A 22,036-nucleotide genomic window follows, 5' to 3' on the forward strand; every position below is an offset into this window, starting at 1 on the left:
GATCGGCTCCTCCGTTGCCACAGTGTGCTGTTCGAATCAGGGGCCGCTAGGCGCGAGCCCGGAAGGTCCAGCCGGGAGCCAACTGTTCGATCTGTCCGCGGCATTCGATCTCGATCGGTGGCAAGTTTCCCGGCTCCGACCTGACCTCGACGTCGCTGCCGCTGATTCGGATTCTCAGTTGGTGCCCGCGGTAGGTAATCGGGAAGGTCAGCGCACCGAGGGATGACGGCCAGTGCGGCGCGAATATCAAACGCTCGGCACGGGTTTCGAGCCCGGTGAAGCAGCGTTGCAACAAGTCGATGCTGCCTGCCATCGCGGCGAGGTGGATACCCTCGGCGGTGGTGCCACCCTGGATGTCACCGATATCGGACTCGAGGACACTGTCGAAGAATTCCATCGCTCGCTCCCGGTTGGCGCGGGCCAGCACCCAAGAATGGACGACGCTGCTCAGTGTCGATCCGTGTGAGGTCCGGGCGAGGTAGTAGTCGATGGTGCAGGGGATCATCGATGCGGGCAGGTCGTAGCCGAGTTCTCCCAGCAGTTCCCGCAATTCGTCGGAGGACAGCAGATAGAACAGCATCAGCACGTCGGCCTGCTTGGCGGCCCGGTAGCGATTGATGTCGTCGCCCTCCGCCTCGAGTATGCGGTCCAGTCGCTGGATATCGCCGTACCGCTGCCGGTACCGTGCCCAATCCAGTTCTGCCAGTTGGTCGTAGCCCTCGAACTGGCTGATGATGCCACCATGGAACGGCACGTATATGCGGCGGCTGACGTCGGCCCAATGCTGTGGTTCCGATGGCGCCACACCGAGGGTTTCCAGCAGTTCGGTGCGTTCGCGCGGCGCGAGCAGGTCGAGCGCGTCGAGAGCGCGACGAATCACCCACACCGCCATGATGTTGGTATAGGCGTTGTCGTCGATTCCGTCGAAAGGCCGTGCCTGATAACCAGAATGGAATTCGTCCGGTCCGATCACACCCCGGATTCGGTAGCGGTCCCGGGTTGTGTCGTAGCTGGCGATACTGGACCAGAACCGGGCGATCTCCACCAGCATCTCGGTACCACATTCGCGCAGGAACTCGCGGTCGCCGGTCACCTGGTAGTACTGCCACACGTTGTGGGCGATCGCGATGCCGATGTGATTGGCTCGCTGGCTCGGGTCGGGATTCCACCGTCCGGAGCGTGGATTGAGATGCATTTGCTGGCTTTCCTCGCGCCCGTCACTGCCGGACTGCCATGGGAACATCGCTCCGGACAGGCCGTTTTCGTGCGCCGCGCGTCGCGCCTCGGGTAGTCGCCGGTAGCGATACCGGAGCAACGATCGCGTCAGGGCGGGAAAACGCAGGTTCAGCACCGGGAAGACGAACAGTTCATCCCAGAACACATGTCCGCGGTACGCCTCACCGTGCAGTCCGCGCGCGGGGACACCGACGTCGAGATCGGCGGTATTGGGCGAGAGCGTCTGCAGTAGATGCAGCAGATGCACGCGCAGCACGCGGGCCGCGTTCTTGCGATCTTCGAGTTCGATGGACAGCCGATCCCACAGGCGTTCCCAGGCCGCGACATGACCGTCGAGCAGTTGCCCGAATCCGCCCTCGGCGCTGAGCCAGCGCACGACCTCCTCCTCCGGCGTCGAGGTCGCGTGATCACGCCCGGTGCAGATGGTGACCGTCTTCTCCAGGGTGACCGCTGCCCCGCCGACCACCTCGACGGTGAAATCATGTCCCACCACTCCATCTTGTTCGACGAAATCTCCTGCCCGGTCGATGATTTCCCCGTTCTGCAGGATCCTGCTGCGCGCCGCGAGTGCCACCGAAATTCCAGACCGGCTGGTCCGGACCGTCAGCAACACCGAATCAGCGGACAGCTTTGTCCCCTGCATATCGGTGAGATGGTCGCCGGACAGTCCCCGATAGCGTTGCACCAGCTCATTTCGGACAGCTCCGTCCAGGGCCGAACGGATCACCAGGCGCCCCGACCAGTTCTCGGCGACAACCGTGGTCTCCAGAGCGCAGACATGGGGCCGGTGCATAGCGACCACCCGCCGGTGCTCGACCGCGGTGATCCGGCCCGCGGCGTCGCGGAACCGGAAGCGGCGGGTGAACACGGCCCGGCGCAGGTCCAGTTCCTGCCGGTAGAACAGCAGTTCGGTGGTGTCGAGGTCGAACCACGGGCCGTCCTCGATCCGGAACGACACCGGCAGCCAGTTCGGCAGGTTCACCAGACTCTCGTTGGAGACTTGCCGCCCGGCGATTTCGTCGGTGAGCCGGTTGTAGATGCCGGCCGCATAAGTCCCGGGATAGTGGTGCTCCCCCGCCCGTGCTTCCGGCGACGCGCCGCGCGTGGCGACGTATCCGTTGCCGAGCGTGCAGAGTGCTTCTCGGAGTTTCTCCGTCTGGGGGTCGTAGCCGTCGAAGGCCAGGGTCCAGGCATCGGCGGTGTCCGCGTCGGATTCGCGATGCAATGTCCCGGCGAGCCGGTCGAGGACTTTCCTGACCCGGTCCGGTCCGTCCACCGCGAACCGTGCGGCCGTGCGGCGATCGCCATCCTCACTGTGGCGCACGACGATTCCGATCCCGTGTGCGGCGACTGCATCGAAGGCGTCCTCGTCGGTGAGATCGTCGCCGAGGTAGATCGGCAGCTCCGGGCGGGCGAGCTGATCGAGGATCCAGTCCAGCGCCCGGCCCTTGTCCCAGTCCGTATCGGGGCGCAACTCGGTTACCTTGCGACCGTTGGAGATACGAAGCCCGGACTGTTGCGCGACCGCGTGCACGGCGCCGATCACACTGGCCACCACTCCGGGTGCGGCGTTGCGGTAGTGCACTGCGACGGCGAATCGCTTGTGCTCCACCAGAATTCCGGGCATTTCGGCCATTCGACGGGTCAGCTCATCCGCGGCAGCGGCAATGGCGTGCTCGGCGGTCGGTGCCGCGTCGTGCACGTGGTAACCGCCGGCCGGATCGATCAATTCGAAACCATGGCTGCCCGCATACCAAATCCCCTCCAGACCAACCCGCTTGCGCAGGTCCGTGAGATCGCGACCGCTGATGATCGCGACCGGGCAGATACCGGCGAGCTCGGTAATCGCGGCCGCCACGCCGTCGACCAGGACGGCGGCATCCGGATCGGGCACGATCTGGGCGAGCGTTCCGTCGAAGTCCATCAGCACGGCCACATTCGCGGTGTCGAGCAGAGCAGATATCCGGGGCCATGACTCCAGCGCACCCGGAATCTCCGACATGCGTCGGAACCCAGCGCGCACCCGCACCTCGGCCAGATCGGCAACCACGACATCGGCCCCATGGGCACGCAATTGATCGGCGTGCCCGGTTCGATCGATACCTATCACCAGCGCGAAACCGCCGCGCCGCCCGGCCGTCACCCCCGCTTCGGCGTCCTCGGCCACGACCGTCCGGCCCGGATCCGCGCCGAGCCGCCGAGCCGTCTCGACCAGCATGGCCGGATCGGGTTTTCCCGGCAGCCGGAGGTTCTCGGCGACGGCCCCGTCGACATGTTCCGCGAACAGGTCCCCGATCCCGGCCGCCTCGAGCACCTGGGCACAGTTGCGGCTGGCGGAGAAGACCGCGGTACCGATCCCCGCGTCCCGCAGTTCACGCACCAAGGCGACCGTGGACTCGAAGACCGGAACGCCGTCGCGGGCCAGCCGATCCTGGAAAAGGTGATCCTTCCGATTGCCGAGACCGCACACCGTGGCAGCGTCCTCCGGATCGGACGGATCCCCCCAGGGCAGCGAAATACCGCGTGCGGTAAGGAAATCCGCCACACCGCTATATCTCGGCTTGCCGTCGACGAAGCGCTGGTAGTCCACCGCGGTGAATGGCGAGCGGTCCTGCCCGGGCTCGGCGGGCCGAGACGCCACGAAGGGGTCGAACAGTTCGGTCCACGCGGCGGCGTGCATCGATGCGCTGTCGGTGACCACACCGTCCATATCGAAGATCACCGCGTCATATCGGCGCGCGTCGATCAATTGTGCGGCCTGCTCGCCTGTGCTCACAGCTCAAGGCTGGGGCGATTTGTCGGCCCGATCAAGAGCCGGAGGTCATGTGGAGAGGAGCCGAATGCCCCCGACACATCCAGGCGATCGGGCGGATGCCGGGAACCGACGGCTCCTGCTCGGCCGCGGCATCACACCGCACCATCGGCGTACGGCGATGGCGGGCCGCTGGCTGGAGCACAGCGCTCGCCCGCTTTCGCCAACCCAACCGCCCCGACCAGCAGCCCAATCCGGTGTCTGCGCCGCGGCGACCGTGCAGACCGACATCGGCGCCACACGCGGCTGATTCCTCGTTTATCGGTCGCCGCGGCGCAGCAGCGTCATCGGTACCAGATCGAAATGCATGCGCATCGAGTCGCCCGCCGAGTCTCGCGTGAACACGATCCGGCCCGTACCGATGCCGAACCGGGTGAGGTCGACCCGGAATACCCACGGATCGCTGGGGTCGTCAGGATGCAGCGGCAATCCGCGCAGCAAGCTCGGAACGGGGGTCAAGAGCCGCAGCACGGGCCTCCCGGCATGGATCCGGACCTGCACCCCAGCGCCGATCATCGAACGGGCACGAAGATCAGTGAGGGCGCCGGGCAGGCGGTAGTAGCCGCAGATCTCGTTCCAGATCTCCGGATGGTGACCGGCATCGGTTCGAATCGCGTCGGCGCGCACACCCAGCAGATCATTCATCAACTCGGAAACCTCCGCGGGTAGCCACAGCATGGCACGGTGCGCGCCGTTGGTGCTTGCGAAGATCCCGAGCCCGTCGTCGGGCGCGACCCAGATCTGGGAGTCGAACCCGGGCAGTATGCCCTGATGTTCGACGATTCGATGACTACCCGCGACGCCACGGAAGAAAGCCAGACCCATCCCCGGTATCCGCCGATCCGGCTGATACTGCGGCTCGAACATCGTCGCCAGCGTGCTGGATTCGACAACCGCGCCGAATTCGTTGGCCCCGCCGCCGGAGAGCGCTGCCAGATAGCGCGCCATGTCGCGGGGCGTCGAGTAGGCCGACGCGGCTCCAGCGGTCACCATCTCGCGAAGGGTGATGGCGCGTGGTCCGCTGCCCCGCAGGTGGTAGCCCGTCGCGAGGCGTGCGCGCATACTCGGCGTGAGCTCCAGGTCGGTATCGGTCATGCCGAGTGGTCGGAAGATGTTCTCGCGCAGATACTGTGCCAACGAGGTTCCACTGACGTCCGCAATGATCTGCCCGAGCGCGGCGAACCCATGGTTGGAGTAGGTCCACCGAGTGCCCGGTTCGGCCCGCAGGCGCAAGCCGGCTCGGTAGTAGTCCGCCAACGCTGGGATCGGCGTGCCCGGATCCACGCTCTCACCGAAGTCCGGCCGCAAAACCCGTGCGGGATGCGCTGTCTCGCCGATCCCTGCGGTGTGGGTCAACAAGTGGCGCACGGTGGCGGGCCGAAAAGCGGGGTCGGCGGGAACGAGTGGGAAGGCGCGCAGGTACTTCTCCACCGGGACATCGAGGTCGACCAGGCCCCGCTGCACCAGCTGCATAACCCCGAGTGCGGTGAACGTCTTGGTGATCGACGCGACCCGCACCACCGTATCCACGGTCATCGGCCGATGCGCGGCGAGATCGGCGAAACCGTTGCCGGAGAAGAACTCCAACTTCCCCGCCCGCACGACCGCCAATGCCGATCCCACCATCGCCCGACGAGCCGGCAAAGCTTCGACCCGATCCCCCACACTGTTTCGTTCGATCACTGACATCGCGACTCCGATCGTCTCCTGGGTAGGGCCGTTCATCACCGCCGTGACCCCCGCGGCGCGGTATGCGCGTGCAGCGTTTCGAGCCGACTCACGTATTCCTTCTCATCGATCTCGCCGCGCGCGAAGCGCTTCGCGAGCAGATGCTCGGCGGTCCGCAGCGACAGACCGGTCGAGGCGGGGTGATCGGAGCGGGTGACCATGCGAACCACCAGTACGAACGCGGTGATCAGCAGACCCCAGAACAACACCATTCCGACGCTCATCCCGGCGTAGTCCCACCCATTGAGGTCGTGGTCGTACCAATACATCATCTCGGGCATCTCCTCGACATCACGAACCGGGGCAGACTGCGGATCGGTTCGGTAGGTAGCACCACTGTGCGCCCGCACGCACGGCGTCGGCAGGGCCGATCGCCCTGTCCTGTGGGTACCAATGACACACGCGCCGAATGACACCTACCAACGACTTCCGGTGCCCCGGCCCAGCGCGGCGTCGGCCGAGGAGGCGCTCGCACCGACGATGAGCAAGAACACGCTTCCGCATAGTTGGGCCAGGTCGGCGCTGGATTCGTGGACGAAATCCCGGGTTGTAGTCGACGAACAGCATTTTCGGATCGCGGTCACCACCCGGACTTGCCGGTGAATAATGCGGCCGTACCTCAGAGGATGGGCAATTTGGTGATCAGCAGTGCGCCGATCATGTCCACGATCATCGGGATCGCCACGAGCCGCGTAAGCAGACCAGCCGGAATCAATGCACCGCAGCCGATTTCGAATACTCCGTCGAGTGCTGCAACGAATCCGCCGCCGAGATATCAGCCTTGTCGAACCGGCCGGTGCCGAGCGTCTCAGGCCCAGCAACTTCAGAATGCCTTCGAAGAGAAAGACCGCGCCCGATCAGCACCACCGAGCCGGGCACGGTGGTCGCAGCGCTGCGGGCGAGCCAGTTGCCGTTGGTGGACATGCGACCTGCCTTTCGAACCACAATTCTATGAGACCCAGCACTGCCGTCGCCTGATCCGCGCCGAAACTGCCTCCGATGGGTCATTGGTCCCGGTAGCCTGGGTACCACGACTCTGACCGGTAAGCCCCGCATTGAACCACGCTGAGGGCATGGAATCGAATACGCCCCGGATCGCGGTCATGTACGCGACCGCAGAGGGATCCACTCGTGATATTGCGGAGTTCATCGCCGATGATTTCCGCGCTCGTGGCGCCGATGTGGAATTGAGCGACATCGAACACGCGCCCGACCTGTCTCATTTCCGCGCGATCATCCTCGGTAGCGCCGTGCACAATAGGGACCTCCTGCCCGCCGCGACGACCTTCGTTCGGACCCACCGCGAAGCCCTGCGCAACACTGATGTCTGGATGTTCAGTGTCGGTCTCGGTCCGGCACTGCGCGGGCCAATCGGGCGATGGATCGGCGGCACCGTGCCGAAGAAGATCGCGGGCCTCGTCGCGTCGGTCGCCCCGCGGGACTATCGGGCCTTCGCCGGGCATTACGAACGCACCGGTGTCTCGCTACAGGCACGTACGCTCTACCGCCTCATGGGCGGCGGACGCTACGGCGATCTGCGCGACTGGGGCGCTATCCGCGCCTGGTCGTCGATGATCGCGCAATCGCTGGGCCTGCCACAGCCGCAATCGACGACGGTCGTGCCCTGACCAGAGGCCTGACCGACCTGCCTCGAAGTTCCAAGCCGGCAACCGTTCCAGCGCTGTGCACCGTGGACCCCGACGCGACGGCCGAGAGTCATCGGGAACCCCCTCGGATGTCCGAAGGTACCCCAGTAAGCGTCGGTTCGGCCCTGTTCGACGGCGCCGTTCGCCCGTAGCGTCGATTTCACCCTCCACCCAGTTTCATATCAGGAGGAGACCGAAATGCTGGCGCGGGTCATCTATGAATCGATGTTCGGCAACACCGCCGCCATCGCCGCTGCCATCGCTCAGGGGCTGAGCGAGTACGCAACAGTGGAGCTGCTCAACGTGGCGGCCGCCGCGGAGCTGCCCCAGCCGGCTGCGGATCTGTTGGTGGTGGGCGGGCCGACACATATGCTCGGGCTCAGCCGAGCCCGGACCCGCCGCGATGCTGCGCAACGGACCGACGCGCTGGTCCCCATCGAGGTCGGCATCCGGGAATGGCTCGACACGGCGCTGCCGGTTGTAGCGGGCACCCAGGCCGCGGCCTTCGGCACGAAGGCTGTGAAGCCATCGTGGTTGCCGGGCTCAGCCGCCCGCAGTGCCGGTAAACGATTGCGGCGCTTGGGTTATGAACTCGTCGACCAGCCGGTGGACTTCTTCGTCGACGGCGTGACCGGACCACTGGCCCAGGGTGCGCTGGAATGCGCCCGTGCTTGGGGCGAACGCCTCGCACATACCGGGGCCGATCGGATCGCGCATCGATTCTGAGGCCGACCCCGGCAGGAGCATCGACCACCGGTCGGCCCGCGTATGTCGGCTTCGTTGGCACAGTCAGCGACGGACATCATCGTCGCCGCCCGGCCCAGCCGAGCACGAGCCGAGCAGCACGCACACCGGTTGCAGCCATCTGGTGTGGCGAATAACAGCCAGTTGCATCACAATCCCGCCGATCAGCAGCACCCCGGAGGTCATCGCGATCGACGGCGCGTGTTGTTCACCGCGGGCGGTAAGCAGGGCGGTCGCTGCCATCGGGGCCCCGACAATGACACAGAGCGCCACTCCGCCGCGGACTGGGCTGTGTAGCGGCAGGCGCTATCGATCGCCGGACCGAAGTCGACGAGACCGAATATCATCGCCAGCGCACCCGCCGCAGCCCAGATCGCCAACATTCCGGCCAGGAACGTCAGTACAGCGCTCCGCGTGCGATTCGCTCTACCTGGTGTGTGAGAGCCATGGCACCGACTATCCGTTCGGCGGGCGGAAGTGAATAAGGGCCGTAATTCAGCAGTGTCGAGGTCAGACGGCGGTCGGTTCGAGTACGTCCAGCAAGCACTGGCGGGCGAGTCGTTCACACAGTTCCGGCATTGCGCCGGGTGGGGTTCCAGCAAGATCCCGTGCACACCCGTCGACGACACCGATCACCCGTTCCCGGGAGACCCTGTCGCTGAATTCCGAACACAGCCGATCGATGGTCCAGGCCATCGGTTCGGCTTCGCACTGCATCCGTTCAAAGCGATGTACCGGCTGAATATCGGTCACGCGACATAGCCTCCAGTCCGGGCGCCCGCGACATCAGGGCCGAAAGGCCTTATTGCCGACGTAGCGGTCCTTTGTCGAGTCTCCGGTGTCCGCGGGAAGTACCGCGAGTGGTGTTCCGCAGGCGCACAGCCACGGATACTCGTCGGCCAGCCGGTAGATGAGCGCGCCGATCAGGGTGTCGCCGCGCAAGCGTCGTTAGGCGGCGGCAGCGGCGGTGACGGAGCCGAAGGCTGATGGTGGTCCCATGATCCGGGTAGACGCACCCGGCGCAACGCCGGTGGTGACGGCGTGCGCGGCCGAGCGGTTCCGCTGCGGCGGACCAAGGTCGTCGCCCCTGCTGCCGAACGACCCTGTGCCCGCCACTGGTTTCGGTGGACCGTACGGGATATGAAGACAATGACAGCTTGCGCGATCGGAATCGGCACATGCTTGGTCGGGTTGGCGGTGAGCTATGAAGTGGTCCTGCGTGATCGTTGCCTCACTTGGGGCTCCAGCGCTGACGAAATCGCCCGTGCGATGCCGGGTGATGACCTACTCACCGACCCGGATATCGTTGCCACCAGGTCCATTACGGTCGACGCGGCTCCGGAGCGGATCTGGCCGTGGTTGGTCCAGATGGGACCCGGCCGGGGCGGCGCCTACACCTACGACTGGATCGAGAACCTGCTCGGACTGAACATGCATAGCGCCGACACCATTCTTCCGCAGTTCCAAAACCTTGCCGTCGGTGACACTTTCGTGCTCGGTGAGACCGGCCCACGGATGCGGATAGCCATCGTTGAACCCGAACGGGCAGTGGTGTTCGCCTCGGAGGATAAGCACTGGGTGTGGGCATTCGGGCTCTATTCGAGCGCCGAAGGCACTCGGCTGGTCAGCCGTAACCGGATCGCGCTGCCCGAGGCGGCGGTGCCCACTCGCATGCTCAGCCGGTTCATCATGGAGCCGGGTAGTTGGGTCATGGAGCGCAAGATGCTGCTCGGCATCAAACAGCGCGCCGAGCGTACCTCTGTAAAGGCCGTACCTGCCGTCAAACTGTCCGACCCACCGGCCGCGGTCGGCGGCCGGTAACGATGGACTTTCGGGAACGGGCCTGAAGGCCCACATCGGCTGGCGTATCGCCCGACGACACTCGATGATATGACCGATAACGGCGCAACTGATCATGGTCGGCAGCCGACAGCGGGCGGCTGCGCCGGCCTGTTGCTCGGCTCCACATGCAATTTTCTTGTGCAGCACGCCCATTGCCCCGTCATGGTCACCCAAACCGCCTAGCGGCGCCATCCTTCGAGCGCGGACCCCACAGAACGCCCGGCGTTCAGTGCTGTTCGGTCCTCAATTGGAGACCTTCGGCCCCAATTCCGATCCGACCCTGTTCAGAGAAGCGCTCCAACGCTAGTCGACTCGGTTCGGAGACCGCGGCATGATCACCTCGACCGACACATCACCGTCCGCCCGCTCGGCCCTGCCGATGCCGCCACTGTCGCGGATCTGCACGCTGGGATGCCCGAGAACAACAGCCTCTTCCGAATTCTCGTGCCGAGTCCGACCGAGTTACCGAATGTCGCGCGCCCTCGCGGTGCGCGATCCTGCGCCCTGTGCGCTCGGCGCTTTTGTCGATAACCGGATCGTCGGCCTGGGCAACTTCATCGTGCTCGGCATGACGAGGACGTCCGAGATCCCATGACAATCGCTCCTGATCAGGGGGACCGGATGGGCGCGTACAAGCCCGAACCCGGCACCGCAATGGCCTCGCAGACCAGCGCCACCGACATGCCGCGTGCTTCGCGCTCCAGCTGTCGCGGTGCGCCCTGACGCCACGTGGCCTGGTGATCACCCGTCCAGACCGAGATCAGGCCAGTGGTGTGCCGGTGCGGCGGTGACCATGGCCCCCCGGATAGGTGCGCAATGCCCGTCGTGGCGGTCGGGTCCCGAAGGCGAGACTCGGAATATGAACGCAAGTGATCGTGCGAGCACACCCGATCTGCGGACCGTACGGATGGCGCTAAAGCTCGCCTCCCGGGCCCCCTCGGTGCATAACACCCAGCCGTGGCGCTGGGTGTTCGACGGCGCACGACTGCAACTGTGCAGCGATACCGATCGACTGCTGCAGTCGGCGGATCCGCTCGGCAGGCAGTTGGTGCTCAGCTGCGGCGCGGTGCTCGACCATGCGCGCCTGGCCTTCCTGTCGATGGGCTGGTTCGCCGAGGTCACTCGCCTCCCCGACCCCGGTCTGCCGGGCCTTTTGGCCACGCTGGAGTTCCGGCCGTGGCCCGGTGCGCTGAACACGACAGCCACTCGGGTGCGCGCCATCCACCGGCGCCATACCGATCGATTGCCGATGTTGACGCCGGACAACTGGCACGACGTGCTCAGCGCTGTGCGCGAACTGGCGCGACCACATCATGTGGCGGTCGACGAGATCGCCGACAGCAGCAGGCACCGACTGGCCGCGGCCACCGAACATGCCACGGCGTTGCGCCGTTACGATATGGAGTATCAGACCGAATTGCATTGGTGGGCCGGACATTCCGACGCCCAGGAAGGAGTCCCCGCGGCCGCGCTGGTATCGGATGCCGAGGCCGCCAGGGTCGATGTCGGACGCAGTTTCCCGTCCACGCCGTATTCGGCCCGCCGAGACGGGCTCGAGGACAAGGCCCGGCTGGTGGTGCTCAGCACCCTAGGCGATGCCCCGGCACAGTGGCTGCATACCGGCGAGGCGCTCTCGGAGGTGCTGCTCGAATGCACCGCCCGCGGCTTGGCCACCTGCGCTCTGACCCACATCACTGAACTCGCCGCCAGCCGCTCGGTGATCACCGACCTGATCCCCCACTGGGACTTCCCCCAGGTCATCGTCCGCATCGGCATCGCACCCGAGGACACCGAATCGGCCCCGACGCCCCGACGACCACTCGACGAGTTTCTCGAGGTCGGTTCGTCTTGACCGATGGCCGCTGCCGTTTGTTGCGCTATCCGGCCGTGGTGAGGAAATCGATGGAGGCCAGGTGCAGGTAGTCGGCCTCATCGATGCGGACTCCGGTTGTGCGGGTGAGCTTTTCGACGAAGGCGAGGGAGTCGCGATCCAGAGCGGAGCGGAAAGGTTCCCTGTTCGGGCTCCACCGACCTCGTGTTTTCGTACGCCCGGTAGGCCGCGGCCGCGATCGGCAAGTCGGGAAGGGATGGTCGAAAGTCCCTCGGCCTGCGTCGGTTCGGCACTGTGTGCGGCCGTCGGGCGGCCGTAGCGTCGGGAGCGCAGAAGTTTCCGCAGGTATCAGTGCAGAGGGAGACCGAGATGCGGATCCGGGTCGTCTACGAGTCGATGTTCGGCAACACCGCCGCCATCGCCAAGGCCATCGCAGCGGCATTGGGCGAATACGGCGAGGTGGAGGTGTTGGATGTGGCCGCCGCTGCCCAGCGCCCCGAACCGACGGTGGATCTGCTGGTGGTCGGTGCCCCGACACACGCCCTCGGGATGAGCCGGGCTCGGACTCGGCGCGACGCGGCGAGCCGGACCGAGGCACCGGTCGCGGTCGATATCGGCATGCGCGAATGGCTCGACGCGGCACTGCCGGTGCCGCCGGGCTCCCGGGCCGCCGCCTTCGCCACCAAGGCCGCGAAACCCACCTGGCTACCGGGATCGGCCGCACGTGGTGCCGGAAAACGGTTGCGGCGCCTGGGTTATGAGCTCGTCGACCGACCGGTGGACTTCCTCGTCGACGGCATCCTCGGCCCGGTAACGCCGGGTGAGTTGGAGCGCGCGCGGGCTTGGGCAGACCGCCTCGCCCGCGCCGAACTCGGCCATATCGCGCACCGGTCCTGAGGCCAGAGATGTCATATCGGGTCGAGGTCGTCGAATCGAACACCACCACCATGCTCGAACTGCGCCGCTCGGTGCGCGGCGACTTTGCCGGCGACGATATCCGGGAGGGGATGCGAGCACTCTACGAGTTAGCCGAACGCACCGGAATCGCGCCGGCCGGACCACCGTCGACGACGTATCTGGGTATGCTCGGACCAGGTATGACCACCGAGGTGGACTTCGGTCTCCCAGTGACCGACGGCGCACTCGACGGCACCACTGAACAAGCCGGCTTGCGCCGTCCCGAGCCGAGGCTGTGCGCCAGCACCAGGCACCACGGCGACTATCGACACATCGGTGACGCGTACCGCGCGTTGGACGACTGGATCCGATGCTCCGACTATCAACCGATGGGGCCACCGACCGAGGTGTATCTGGTGGCGCTGGACGCCGCTGTGCGGACCGGGGATCTCGTGACCGAGATCCGCCGGCCGATCGCCGCCACCCTCGCTGTGCGGGTGCAAGCGCTGTTCGCCGACGCCGTCTCGGAACTGCGAAAGGCATTGGCCGAACAGGGTTTCGGCGTTATGACCGAGATCGACGTGCGCGCCACGCTGCAGACGAAGCTCGGTGTGCGGATGGACGACTACCTGATTCTCGGCGCCTGCCACCCGATCCTCGCGCAGCGTGCGCTGATCGCCGATCCCCGGGTCGGACTGCTGCTGCCGTGCAACGTCGTAGTGCGCACTGACGGCGACACCACCCTCGTCGAAGCGGTCGACCCGGTGTTGCTGCTGTGCGGCGAGGTCCTGCACCACACCGACCGGCCGGAGCTGCGTGCGGTTGCCCGAGAAGCACGCGACCGATTGGCGGCTGCCCTGGCGACCGCGAAAAAACGCCTGGAGACGGCGGAAAAGCGATCGCCCGATCCGAAGTAGTCCAAGTCCGTCAGTCAGCAGGCGGTCGCCTCGGCGACCCCTACCGTCGATGGAGCCAACACATCCTCGACCGCCCGACGAGGTGTGCGGGGTAACTGTCCATCGCTCGTCGGTGCCCAGCCGACTCTGATCACGGCTTGGGGGTAGCCGTAATTGTTCAGGACGCCGGCACGGACACGGTCCCGCAGTGTCGGTGTCTCGAGCGGTTCGGTCAGCAGACAGGTGGCCAACCCGACATTCGTCGCGGTCAGCAGCACCGCGCTCAACGCCTCGCCCGCGCACAATCGCGAGAGCAGATCGTCGGCGGAGGTGCCGACTACGAGCAGCTCGGCAAAGTCGCATTCGTGTGCGGGCACCGCGGCCGTGGCCGGTCCGTCACGCCATTCCGGCGGCTCGAACCGGTATTCCGGCTCTCCGGCGTGCTGCTCCGCCGCGGCCCGCATCGCTTCGACCACGTAGTCGCGCGACCGGTCGGTCACCTGCCGCACGGTCGCCCCCAGGATCGCCGCGCGCTCGGTGACCAATCCGAGGTACCCGGGCGGCACCGGCCTCTCAGTGAAGAGCCTGCGATCGGTTCGTCTGCGGGTGATGGCGGCGCTCAACTCGATTTCATTCGGGGTTCGCCGATGGCGCACCGGTTCGATCGATGCCAGATGGTTCGGTTGCGCCGGATTCGGCAGCCGTCGCACCACTGCTGACCAGCCGAGCGCGGCGAACGCGACGCGCAGATGATGCAGCGCGGCACCACAGCTCAAGACGAGATCGCGTTGGTCGAGGTCGGGAGGGGGCAAAGCCCGGGGCGGATCCAGATACAGGTGGACGCTGCGGTCCGCGATCCGCCATCGCCATGGTTGGGTGTTGTGTACCGACGGCGCCCGCACCGCGAGCGCTAGTGCAACCCGCACGCTGTGATCATCGGGCAGTCCGTGGTCCATCGTCATCCTTTCTTTCCTCCCAATTCACGCTCTCACCGCGGGGATACCGCAGGTAGGGCAAGACGCCCCATCCTGGCGGGACTTCCAGGACGCCAGCTACGGTCGGCCGCCGGCAACGGGAGTGCGCAGACGGTCCAGAAGTCCCGTCACATCAATGACCTTCGGCCATCACGCTGGGGCGCCTGTTGCGAAATCCTGAGTACATCAGCAGGAACCGCTGCGCGTCAGCGATAAGGAGGTGGGCACCATGCCCGATTTCCATGGCCGAAGCGCCGTCGTCACCGGCGGGGCGCACGGCATCGGCGCGGTCATCGCGCAAACGCTCGTCAAATCCGGCCTGCGCGTCGTGGTGGCCGACCTCCTCGACACCGAGGGCACCGCGACGGCCGAATCCCTAGGTCCGACAGTGATGTTCCGGCACCTCGATGTCACCGACGAACATGGTTGGCGGCGGGTACTCGACGACGCCGAAGCGGACTTCGGACCACTGGCCGTTGTGGTGAACAATGCGGGCATCATCGACTTCGGCGGTATCGAGTCCGAATCCCCCGCGATGTTCCGGCACGTCGTCGATGTGAACCTGTTCGGCGCCTGGCTCGGTATGCATCTGGCGGCCCCGCGGCTGCGCGCGAATGGCGGAGGTGTCATTGTCAACATTTCCTCGACCGCGGGTCTGATGGGCTATTCCGGGATCGCCGGTTACGTTGCCAGCAAATGGGGCCTGCGCGGGTTGACCAAGGCCGCCGCACTCGAACTCGGCGACGCCGGTATCCGGGTCTGCTCGGTGCACCCTGGACCGATCCACACCCCGATGACAGCCGGCTTCGATACCAGTATTGCCGCGGCCCAGCCGCTTCCGCGTTTCGGCGAGCCAGAGGAGGTCGCGGCGATGGTCGGCTTCATCGTCAATGAGGCCACCTTCTCGACCGGATCGGAATTCGTCATCGACGGTGGCGCTACCGCAGGCATGACACTCGTCGAACCCGCTGAAGCGCACGGAACATGGCAGTGACCCCAGCCGCGTCCGCGCAGCTGCGCAAAAACACATCGGTGTCATGGGTGCTGCGCGGGGAGGTTTACACGGCGCCCCATGGGGTAAAGGTCATGCGAAAATGGGGGGATGGATGGCGGCATGTCCACCGGACCCGGCCAAACTCCGGTGACGGAGACCCTGGCCCAGCTGCGACTTCGTGAATTGCTCGGCGAAGTCCAGGACCGGATCGTCCAGATCGTCGGTGTCCGCGATCAGATGGATCGCCTGATCGAGGCGATGCTGGTGGTCACCGCCGGATTGGACCTGGACAACACGCTTCGCTCGATCGTGCACACCGCCATCGAGCTGGTCGACGCCGGATACGGCGCGCTCGGCGTACGAGAAACCGATAAGACCAGCAATGAGCTCTCCGAGTTCGTCTACGAGGGCATCGACGACCGCACCCGGGTCATGATCGGCGATCTGCCGCGCGGTCACGGTGTGCTCGGCTTGCTGATCGAGGAGCCCAAACCCCTTCGGTTGACCAACCTTTCGAGGCATCCCTCTTCGGTCGGCTTTCCCTCCCACCACCCACCGATGCACACCTTCCTCGGCGTACCGGTGAAGGTCCACGACGAAGTCTTCGGCAACCTGTATTTGACTGAGAAGGCCGGTGGCCAGGAGTTCACCGAGGACGACGAGGTCGTGGTGCAGGCACTCGCCGCTGCGGCGGGCATCGCCATCGCCAACGCCCGCCTCTACGAGCAGTCCCAGACCCGCCAGCAATGGCTGGAAGCCAACCACGATGTGGCCACCGAGCTGCTCGCGGGCGGCGAACCGGGTACGGCACTCGAGCTGGTCGCCGAACGGGCGCTAGAACTCACCCAGTCGGCGTGCACCTTCCTCGCCCTGCCCGAGGACCCCGAAGTCCCGGTCGAGGATGTCACCGAACTGATGGTAGAGGCCGCCGCGGGCGTCGGCGCCGACGAACTGCTCGGCGAGCGCATCCCGATGGGTGAATCGAATTCCGGCGAAGCGTTCCGGTCCGGCCGGGTCGTCGCGGTCGACGAACTGCGCTTCCGGCCGGTCTTCTATGAACCATCGAAATTCGGGCCCGCGCTGATCCTGCCGCTACGCGCCGAGGATTCGGTCATCGGCGTGCTCGTCACCGTGCAACCGGCGGGTGCGCAACAATTGGACGAGGCTGGGAAGTCGATGATGGCCGCCTTCTCCGATCAAGCCGCACTCGCCTTGCGGCAGGCGACTATCCAGCGGCGGATGCGCGAACTCGATGTGCTCTCCGACCGCGACCGGATCGCGCGCGACCTGCACGACCATGTCATTCAGCGCCTGTTCGCGGTCGGTCTCTCACTACAGGGCACAGCGCAGCGGGCCCGCGCACCAGAGGTCAAATCCCGGCTCATCGACACCATCGCCGACATCCAGTCGATCGTCCAAGACATCCGGGAATCGATCTTCGACCTGCACAGCAGCACCACCGCGGGCGCCCCGACGCTGCGCAAACAACTGCACGCGATCATTGCCGACATGGTCGGCGAAAGCGGGCTGCGCACCACAATTCGACTCGTCGGCCCGGTCTCGGTGCTGGCGCCGCCACTATCTGAAGACGTCGAGGCAGTACTGCGCGAAGCAGTCAGCAACGCGGTGCGGCACGCGCAGGCCACGACGGTGACGGTCCATCTGCGTGTAGGCGATGACGTCACTATCGAGGTGACCGACGACGGTATCGGCCTGCCCGACGATGTCGCGCGATTGAGCGGATTTGCGAATCTGGCGACGCGCGCCGAACAAGCGGGCGGCAGCTTCCGCGTTGCGAACGGTCTCGGCGGAGGCACGGTGCTGCGCTGGTCCGCGCCGCTGCCCTGAGTTCTACCGGTACAGCACGCACGCTCGCACCTGGCGATGGCACGCGCATGTCCACCATGCAGGGCCTCGTGCATGCCGAATCAGCTACGACAGGAGCGGCCTTTGTGCTCTGCGGTTCGGGACCAACGCCAGGCGTGCCGGACCATCTCGGATTCCGAATCTTCGGGTAGCAGATTTTTCGGAATCCGAAGGGACACTGCCCATGACCGCCCAGCATTACGATGATCGACACCGACTGGCGTCGGCCGAAATTGTGGTCGGCATCGACGGCTCCGAAGCCGCCGATCTCGCCGTCCGAGGGGCCGCCGAGACGGCGTCGGGGCCGCGGCCTGCGGATCGTGCACGGCCTGGACTCGCTGCCGCCGAGGCCGTCTATGGGATCTATGACGTGATCATGCCCCCGGTGATCGATGCGATCCGCCGCGAAGGTGCAGACTTGGTCCGTACCGCGCGTCGGCTGGCTCACCAAGTGGATCCGACGCTGACCGTGGAAACCGAAGTCTCCGAAGCCAATCCGGCACGCCTGCTGATCGAGCTGTCCGAAACCGCGCATCTGGTCGCGATCGGCGCTCAGGGCGCAGGCGGCACCCTGAGCCATCTCGGGTCGACACTGCTCGCCGTCGCCAGCCATGGCCGCGGCCCGATCGTGGTGGTCCGTGACACCGGCACCGAACAACAGGCCCGGCGCATCGGCCCGGTTGTGCTCGGCGCCGACGCCAGACCGGTCAGCTCGGCTGCGGTGGCGGCCGCATTCGCCGAAGCCAGCGAGTGCAACGCCCAACTCGTCGCCGTGCATGCCTGGAGCGATCTGTATTACGACCGCTTCGCCGGACTCCCCTACACAATCACCGACCACGACGCCGAGACCGCCGGACAGGCGATCCTCGCCGAGCAGCTCGCGGGCTGGCAGGAGAAGTACCCGGACGTTCAGGTCATCCGCAAGGTGTACCTGTCGGGCCCGCGCCGGGCACTGCTCGATCGACTTCAGTGATAGAGGGTGTCGATGCTGTCGGCAAGGTTCTCGACGACTATCTTGCGGCGAAGTTTCATACTCGGTGTGAGATCACCAGCCTCCACGGACAGTTCGTGGTCGATGATGTCGAATTTCTTGACCTGTTCCCAGCGATCGAGTTGGGTGTTCAGTTGGTCGATATAGGCGGCGATGACGTCATGGGTCTTCTTGTGCCGAGCGATTTCGGCGAGCGGTCTGTCGGCTAGGTCGTGCTTGCCGGCCCATTCGGTGATGGCCTGGGCGTCGAGGCCGACCAATGCGACGCAATAGGGTCGTGTCTCTCCGTAGACGATGAATTCCGCTGCGTATGGACACATTCCCTTGAATGTGGCGGCAATCGCGGAGGGCGCGACGTATTTGCCTTGCGAGGTCTTGAACAAGTCTTTCTTGCGGTCGGTGATGTGCAGGAACCCGTCTGCGTCGATCTCGCCGATGTCGCCGGTGCGGAACCAGCCGTCCGCGTCGAAAGCTTCGTCGGTGGCGTCGGGGCGGTCGTGATAGCCGCTCATCACACCCGGGCTTTTGATCAGGATCTCACCGTCTTCGGCGATCTTGACCTCGGTGCCAGGGAACGGTTTGCCTACAGTTCCGAACCGGTATGCACCTGGGCGGTTGATGAACGAGGCGGCGGCGGTCTCGGTCAGGCCGTAGCCTTCGAGCACGATGATGCCGATCGCGTCGAACCATTGCGCGACATCACGGTCCAAGGGGGCCGATGCCGAAACGAAGTACCGCAGCCGACCACCGAAGTGTTCACGGACTTTGGAAAGCACCAGCCTGTCGGCAACTTTGTGCTGCAGTGAAACGAGAGGCGACGGTTTCTCGCCAGCCTGCCTGGCACGCGAGACCTTCAGGCCGACCCCGATCGCCCAGTCGAAGAGCTTCTTCTCGAGCCCGCGTTCTTCGGCCATCGTGCCCTCGATCCGGGCATGCGCCTTTTCGAAGATGCGCGGGGCGGCCGCCACGATAGTGGGGTGCAGTACCGCCATGTTGTCCACGATCTTGTCCACCCGGCCGTCGATCGCGGTGGGAAAGCCGATCAGTGGCGACAGCGCCAACATCACCTTGCCGAACGCGTGGGACAGCGGCAGCCACAGAAAGTTCAGATCGTCGGAGCTGAGAACGTTCACGGCGTCGATCGCTGCGGCGCTGTAGGTCCATGCCGAATGCGGCAGCCGAACCCCCTTCGGGGTGCCCGTCGTCCCGGAGGTGTACATGATGCTGCCCAGATGCGTGGGCCGGATCCCGCGGATGCGGTCGGCGACCGCGTCGGGGGATTCGGCGAGCAGTCCGCGTCCGCGCTTTTCGAGGTCGTCGAGAGTGATGACCCAGTTTCCGTCGCCCTCGCCATCGACGATCACTACCCGTTGCACGTCGGGCAGTTCGACGCGGTGTTCGATCAGTTTGTCGACCTGGGTCTGATCCTCGGCAATCACGATACGGCTGCCCGAGTTGGCGACGATGAACGCGACGCCGGTGGCGTTGGTCGTGGGGTACACGGTGGTGGTGGCCGCACCGGCGCACATCACGGCGAAGTCGGCGAGCACCCATTCATAGCGTGTGGACGATACGAGCGCGACCCGGTCTTCGGCCTGCATTCCCAGTGCGATCAATCCGGCGGCGAGGATATTGACGCGGTCGCCGAACTGCTTCCAGGACACGCTGGTCCAGCCCTTGCCGTCAGGAAATCGGAACGCCTCCGCGTCTGGAGTCGCGGTGATTCGGTCGACCAGCATCTGGGCGACCGAGGACGCCCGGTCCTCGATCTTGCTGAGATCGGAAAGTTCCTCGGATTCCCGGAGGAACGTCATCATTCGATTCTACCGAGTCCCAGGCCGAGGTCTGTCCAAAGCGGGACAGAAACCTGCAGACCCGCGTCGGCGGGCCCCGGGCCTGAGTGCATAGTCGCGCGTTGACCGAGGGGTACGGCGAAACTGCGTAACCCCGGACCATCGGTGGTTCCCGACCCGCCAGCGGCCCAGGGAGAGGACAAAGGGCCTCGACATAAAGGTCTTCGTGATCGGTTGTCTTCGGTCGGGACCGAGCAGGCTTATTGATACAGATACCGCCGAGCGCGCCGTCCTTGGGCCTGCGACATCGAGCGCATGCTGCTCGGCGTGGGACACGATATCCGGTGGTCGCCAAGTGTTTCTGCCTACATCGCGTTCAGCGTCGAGTTATCGGAACGGATGTGCGGCGATGCCTTGGCATCGCGTGCGGCGATCGACGGTTCTGGAAGACAAGATCCGCGCGACCGCCTCGGCGGAACCGACCCGGACCGTGGAGGTCTGGGGAAGCACAAGCGAAGCGGTACGGCGAAGACGAAGGCAGCAGGCTATGGGCCCCCGCGAATCCCACATGTCGCAATCGGACCTGTTCTCATGGAACATGGAGCGCGATCCGGTCCTGCGTTCGACCATCGTCGCGGTTCTGATCCTCGATACCGATCCGGACTGGGATCGCCTGGTGCAGACGATCGATCGCGGCACCCGCCTCGTGCCGAGGTTGCGGCATCGGCTGATCACCGTGCCGTTCGGTCTCGCTCCGCCCAGGTGGGCCCTCGATCCGGGCTTCGACCTGTCCTGGCACCTGCGACGGGTTGCGCTGCCTGAACCGGCGACTATGTCCGCGGTACTCGAATTCGCGCGCACCGAGGCGATGACCGCCTTCGATCCGGCTCGTCCACTGTGGCGCTCGACGTTGCTCAGCGGTTTGTCGGATGGGGGATGCGCGCTGGTGATGACAGTGCACCACAGCCTCACCGATGGTATCGGCGGCATTCAGATCGCCACCGCGCTACTCGATTTCGATCGTGCTGGCACCGATCGCGGCAATTCGCCCGAGCTGCCGCACGACAGTGACGGCGCACTGCGCGATATCGTGGCATGGAATTGGTCGGTCGGCTCAGATCTCCTTCGCGGCGGTATCAGCGCGACGCCACAAACCGCGTGGCGAGCTCTCACTCATCCCGCGCGGGCGCTACGCGACAGCGCCGCGTTCGCGACCTCGCTGGTCCGTCTGGCCAAGCCTGTTACCGCGACGCTGTCGCCAGTGATGATCGAACGCAGTCTCGGTCGCCGACTGGCGGTGCTCGATGCACCCGTCGAGCAAATACGCCGCGCCGCGCGTGCCGTGGGCTGCACGATGAACGATGCCTTCTTGACCGCTGTGGTCATCGGACTGCGCATGTATCACGAGCAGCACGGGGCGACGGTCGACCATCTGCGGCTGACCATGCCGATCAGTCTCCGAACGGCCGATGATCCACTCGGCGGCAACCGGATCACGCTCGCACGTTTCGCGTTGCCGGTCGACATCGCCGAGACCGCAGATTTGATGCGCGCCGTGGACGTCGCGGTCGACCGTTGGCGCCGCGAGCCGGCCATACCGCTATCAGGTGCTGTCGCGGCGGCGTTCAACCGGTTGCCGGTCGGAGTGGTCACCGAGATGCTCAAGCATGTCGACTTTGTCGCCTCCAACGTCCCCGGTTCCCCGGTGCCCCTCTATATCGCCGGTGCGCGCATAGACGCTATGTGTACGCTTTCGGCCCCACCATCGGCACGGCGGTCAACGTGA

22 protein-coding genes are annotated in these 22,036 nt (G+C 65.6%); 12 read left to right on the forward strand and 10 right to left on the reverse strand.

Going from position 1 to position 22,036, the window contains the following annotated elements; genetic code table 11:
- Positions 1-46 precede the first annotated feature (46 nt).
- The 5 genes from otsB to AB0J47_RS21440 form a co-directional block, all read right to left on the reverse strand.
- Positions 47-4,012, reverse strand: a complete 3,966-nt coding sequence (gene otsB, locus AB0J47_RS21420) for a trehalose-phosphatase (protein WP_364348335.1) — start codon at positions 4,010-4,012, stop codon at positions 47-49.
- 294 nt (positions 4,013-4,306) lie between these two features.
- Positions 4,307-5,737 (reverse strand): serine hydrolase domain-containing protein, encoded by a 1,431-nt coding sequence (locus AB0J47_RS21425; RefSeq protein WP_364348338.1) that lies wholly within the window; start codon positions 5,735-5,737, stop codon positions 4,307-4,309.
- A 35-nt stretch (positions 5,738-5,772) separates the two neighbouring features.
- Positions 5,773-6,048 carry a hypothetical protein gene (locus AB0J47_RS21430; protein ID WP_364348499.1) on the reverse strand — a complete coding sequence of 92 codons (276 nt, stop codon included), beginning with the start codon at positions 6,046-6,048 and terminating at the stop codon, positions 5,773-5,775.
- Positions 6,049-6,395: 347 nt separating this feature from the next.
- Positions 6,396-6,491: a hypothetical protein gene (locus AB0J47_RS21435; protein ID WP_364348342.1), complete on the reverse strand. Its 96-nt coding sequence runs from the start codon at positions 6,489-6,491 to the stop codon at positions 6,396-6,398.
- Entirely contained in the window at positions 6,488-6,700 is a 213-nt protein-coding gene (locus AB0J47_RS21440; RefSeq protein ID WP_364348345.1) for a hypothetical protein, read from the reverse strand. The genes AB0J47_RS21435 and AB0J47_RS21440 overlap by 4 nt, the downstream gene beginning before the upstream one ends.
- Before the next feature lie 149 nt (positions 6,701-6,849).
- Here AB0J47_RS21440 and AB0J47_RS21445 point away from each other — a divergent pair, with 149 nt between their 5' ends.
- Both AB0J47_RS21445 and AB0J47_RS21450 read left to right on the forward strand, forming a co-directional pair.
- Positions 6,850-7,404, forward strand: coding sequence for a flavodoxin domain-containing protein (locus tag AB0J47_RS21445; RefSeq protein ID WP_364348348.1), 555 nt, complete (start codon positions 6,850-6,852; stop codon positions 7,402-7,404).
- A 216-nt stretch (positions 7,405-7,620) separates the two neighbouring features.
- Positions 7,621-8,148, forward strand: a complete 528-nt coding sequence (locus tag AB0J47_RS21450) for a flavodoxin domain-containing protein (protein ID WP_364348351.1) — start codon at positions 7,621-7,623, stop codon at positions 8,146-8,148.
- Positions 8,149-8,211: 63 nt separating this feature from the next.
- Here AB0J47_RS21450 and AB0J47_RS21455 read toward each other — a convergent pair whose 3' ends face one another.
- The 3 genes from AB0J47_RS21455 to AB0J47_RS21465 all read right to left on the reverse strand — a co-directional run bounded on the left by AB0J47_RS21455 (position 8,212) and on the right by AB0J47_RS21465 (position 9,108).
- Positions 8,212-8,409, reverse strand: coding sequence for a hypothetical protein (locus AB0J47_RS21455; RefSeq protein ID WP_364348354.1), 198 nt, complete (start codon positions 8,407-8,409; stop codon positions 8,212-8,214).
- A gap of 267 nt (positions 8,410-8,676) precedes the next feature.
- Positions 8,677-8,919 (reverse strand): hypothetical protein, encoded by a 243-nt coding sequence (locus AB0J47_RS21460; protein WP_364348357.1) that lies wholly within the window; start codon positions 8,917-8,919, stop codon positions 8,677-8,679.
- Positions 8,920-8,952: 33 nt separating this feature from the next.
- Positions 8,953-9,108, reverse strand: a complete 156-nt coding sequence (locus AB0J47_RS21465; protein ID WP_364348360.1) for a hypothetical protein — start codon at positions 9,106-9,108, stop codon at positions 8,953-8,955.
- A gap of 198 nt (positions 9,109-9,306) precedes the next feature.
- Here AB0J47_RS21465 and AB0J47_RS21470 point away from each other — a divergent pair, with 198 nt between their 5' ends.
- The 6 genes from AB0J47_RS21470 to AB0J47_RS21495 all read left to right on the forward strand — a co-directional run bounded on the left by AB0J47_RS21470 (position 9,307) and on the right by AB0J47_RS21495 (position 13,653).
- Positions 9,307-9,987 (forward strand): SRPBCC family protein, encoded by a 681-nt coding sequence (locus AB0J47_RS21470; protein ID WP_364348363.1) that lies wholly within the window; start codon positions 9,307-9,309, stop codon positions 9,985-9,987.
- A gap of 69 nt (positions 9,988-10,056) precedes the next feature.
- Entirely contained in the window at positions 10,057-10,191 is a 135-nt protein-coding gene (locus AB0J47_RS21475; RefSeq protein ID WP_364348366.1) for a universal stress protein, read from the forward strand.
- A gap of 286 nt (positions 10,192-10,477) precedes the next feature.
- Positions 10,478-10,603 (forward strand): hypothetical protein, encoded by a 126-nt coding sequence (locus AB0J47_RS21480; RefSeq protein ID WP_364348369.1) that lies wholly within the window; start codon positions 10,478-10,480, stop codon positions 10,601-10,603.
- A gap of 264 nt (positions 10,604-10,867) precedes the next feature.
- Positions 10,868-11,860: a hypothetical protein gene (locus tag AB0J47_RS21485; protein ID WP_364348372.1), complete on the forward strand. Its 993-nt coding sequence runs from the start codon at positions 10,868-10,870 to the stop codon at positions 11,858-11,860.
- Between the two features lie 348 nt (positions 11,861-12,208).
- Positions 12,209-12,736 (forward strand): flavodoxin domain-containing protein, encoded by a 528-nt coding sequence (locus tag AB0J47_RS21490; protein WP_364348375.1) that lies wholly within the window; start codon positions 12,209-12,211, stop codon positions 12,734-12,736.
- 8 nt (positions 12,737-12,744) lie between these two features.
- Positions 12,745-13,653 (forward strand): DUF302 domain-containing protein, encoded by a 909-nt coding sequence (locus AB0J47_RS21495; RefSeq protein WP_364348378.1) that lies wholly within the window; start codon positions 12,745-12,747, stop codon positions 13,651-13,653.
- A 14-nt stretch (positions 13,654-13,667) separates the two neighbouring features.
- Here AB0J47_RS21495 and AB0J47_RS21500 read toward each other — a convergent pair whose 3' ends face one another.
- Complete coding sequence (locus tag AB0J47_RS21500; RefSeq protein WP_364348502.1) at positions 13,668-14,588, reverse strand: NAD(P)H nitroreductase; 921 nt, start codon at positions 14,586-14,588, stop codon at positions 13,668-13,670.
- A 247-nt stretch (positions 14,589-14,835) separates the two neighbouring features.
- Between AB0J47_RS21500 and AB0J47_RS21505 the strand changes: the two genes are divergently transcribed.
- The 3 genes from AB0J47_RS21505 (at position 14,836) to AB0J47_RS21515 (ending at position 18,439) form a co-directional block, all read left to right on the forward strand.
- Complete coding sequence (locus tag AB0J47_RS21505; RefSeq protein WP_364348381.1) at positions 14,836-15,600, forward strand: SDR family oxidoreductase; 765 nt, start codon at positions 14,836-14,838, stop codon at positions 15,598-15,600.
- A gap of 120 nt (positions 15,601-15,720) precedes the next feature.
- The gene (locus tag AB0J47_RS21510) at positions 15,721-17,448 is read left to right on the forward strand and encodes a GAF domain-containing sensor histidine kinase (protein ID WP_364348384.1); all 1,728 of its coding nucleotides are present in this window, start codon (positions 15,721-15,723) and stop codon (positions 17,446-17,448) included.
- Between the two features lie 202 nt (positions 17,449-17,650).
- Positions 17,651-18,439, forward strand: coding sequence for a universal stress protein (locus AB0J47_RS21515; RefSeq protein WP_364348387.1), 789 nt, complete (start codon positions 17,651-17,653; stop codon positions 18,437-18,439).
- Here AB0J47_RS21515 and AB0J47_RS21520 read toward each other — a convergent pair.
- A complete protein-coding gene (locus AB0J47_RS21520) occupies positions 18,433-20,271 on the reverse strand; it encodes a long-chain fatty acid--CoA ligase (protein ID WP_364348390.1) in 1,839 nt (612 codons plus the stop codon). The two genes, AB0J47_RS21515 and AB0J47_RS21520, sit on opposite strands and share 7 nt — an antisense overlap.
- Positions 20,272-20,818: 547 nt before the next feature.
- On the opposite strand from AB0J47_RS21520, the gene AB0J47_RS21525 reads away from it, so the two are divergent.
- Entirely contained in the window at positions 20,819-22,036 is a 1,218-nt protein-coding gene (locus AB0J47_RS21525; RefSeq protein ID WP_364348394.1) for a wax ester/triacylglycerol synthase domain-containing protein, read from the forward strand.

It is taken from the genome of Nocardia sp. NPDC049737 (assembly GCF_040674755.1).
Taxonomy (GTDB): domain Bacteria; phylum Actinomycetota; class Actinomycetes; order Mycobacteriales; family Mycobacteriaceae; genus Nocardia.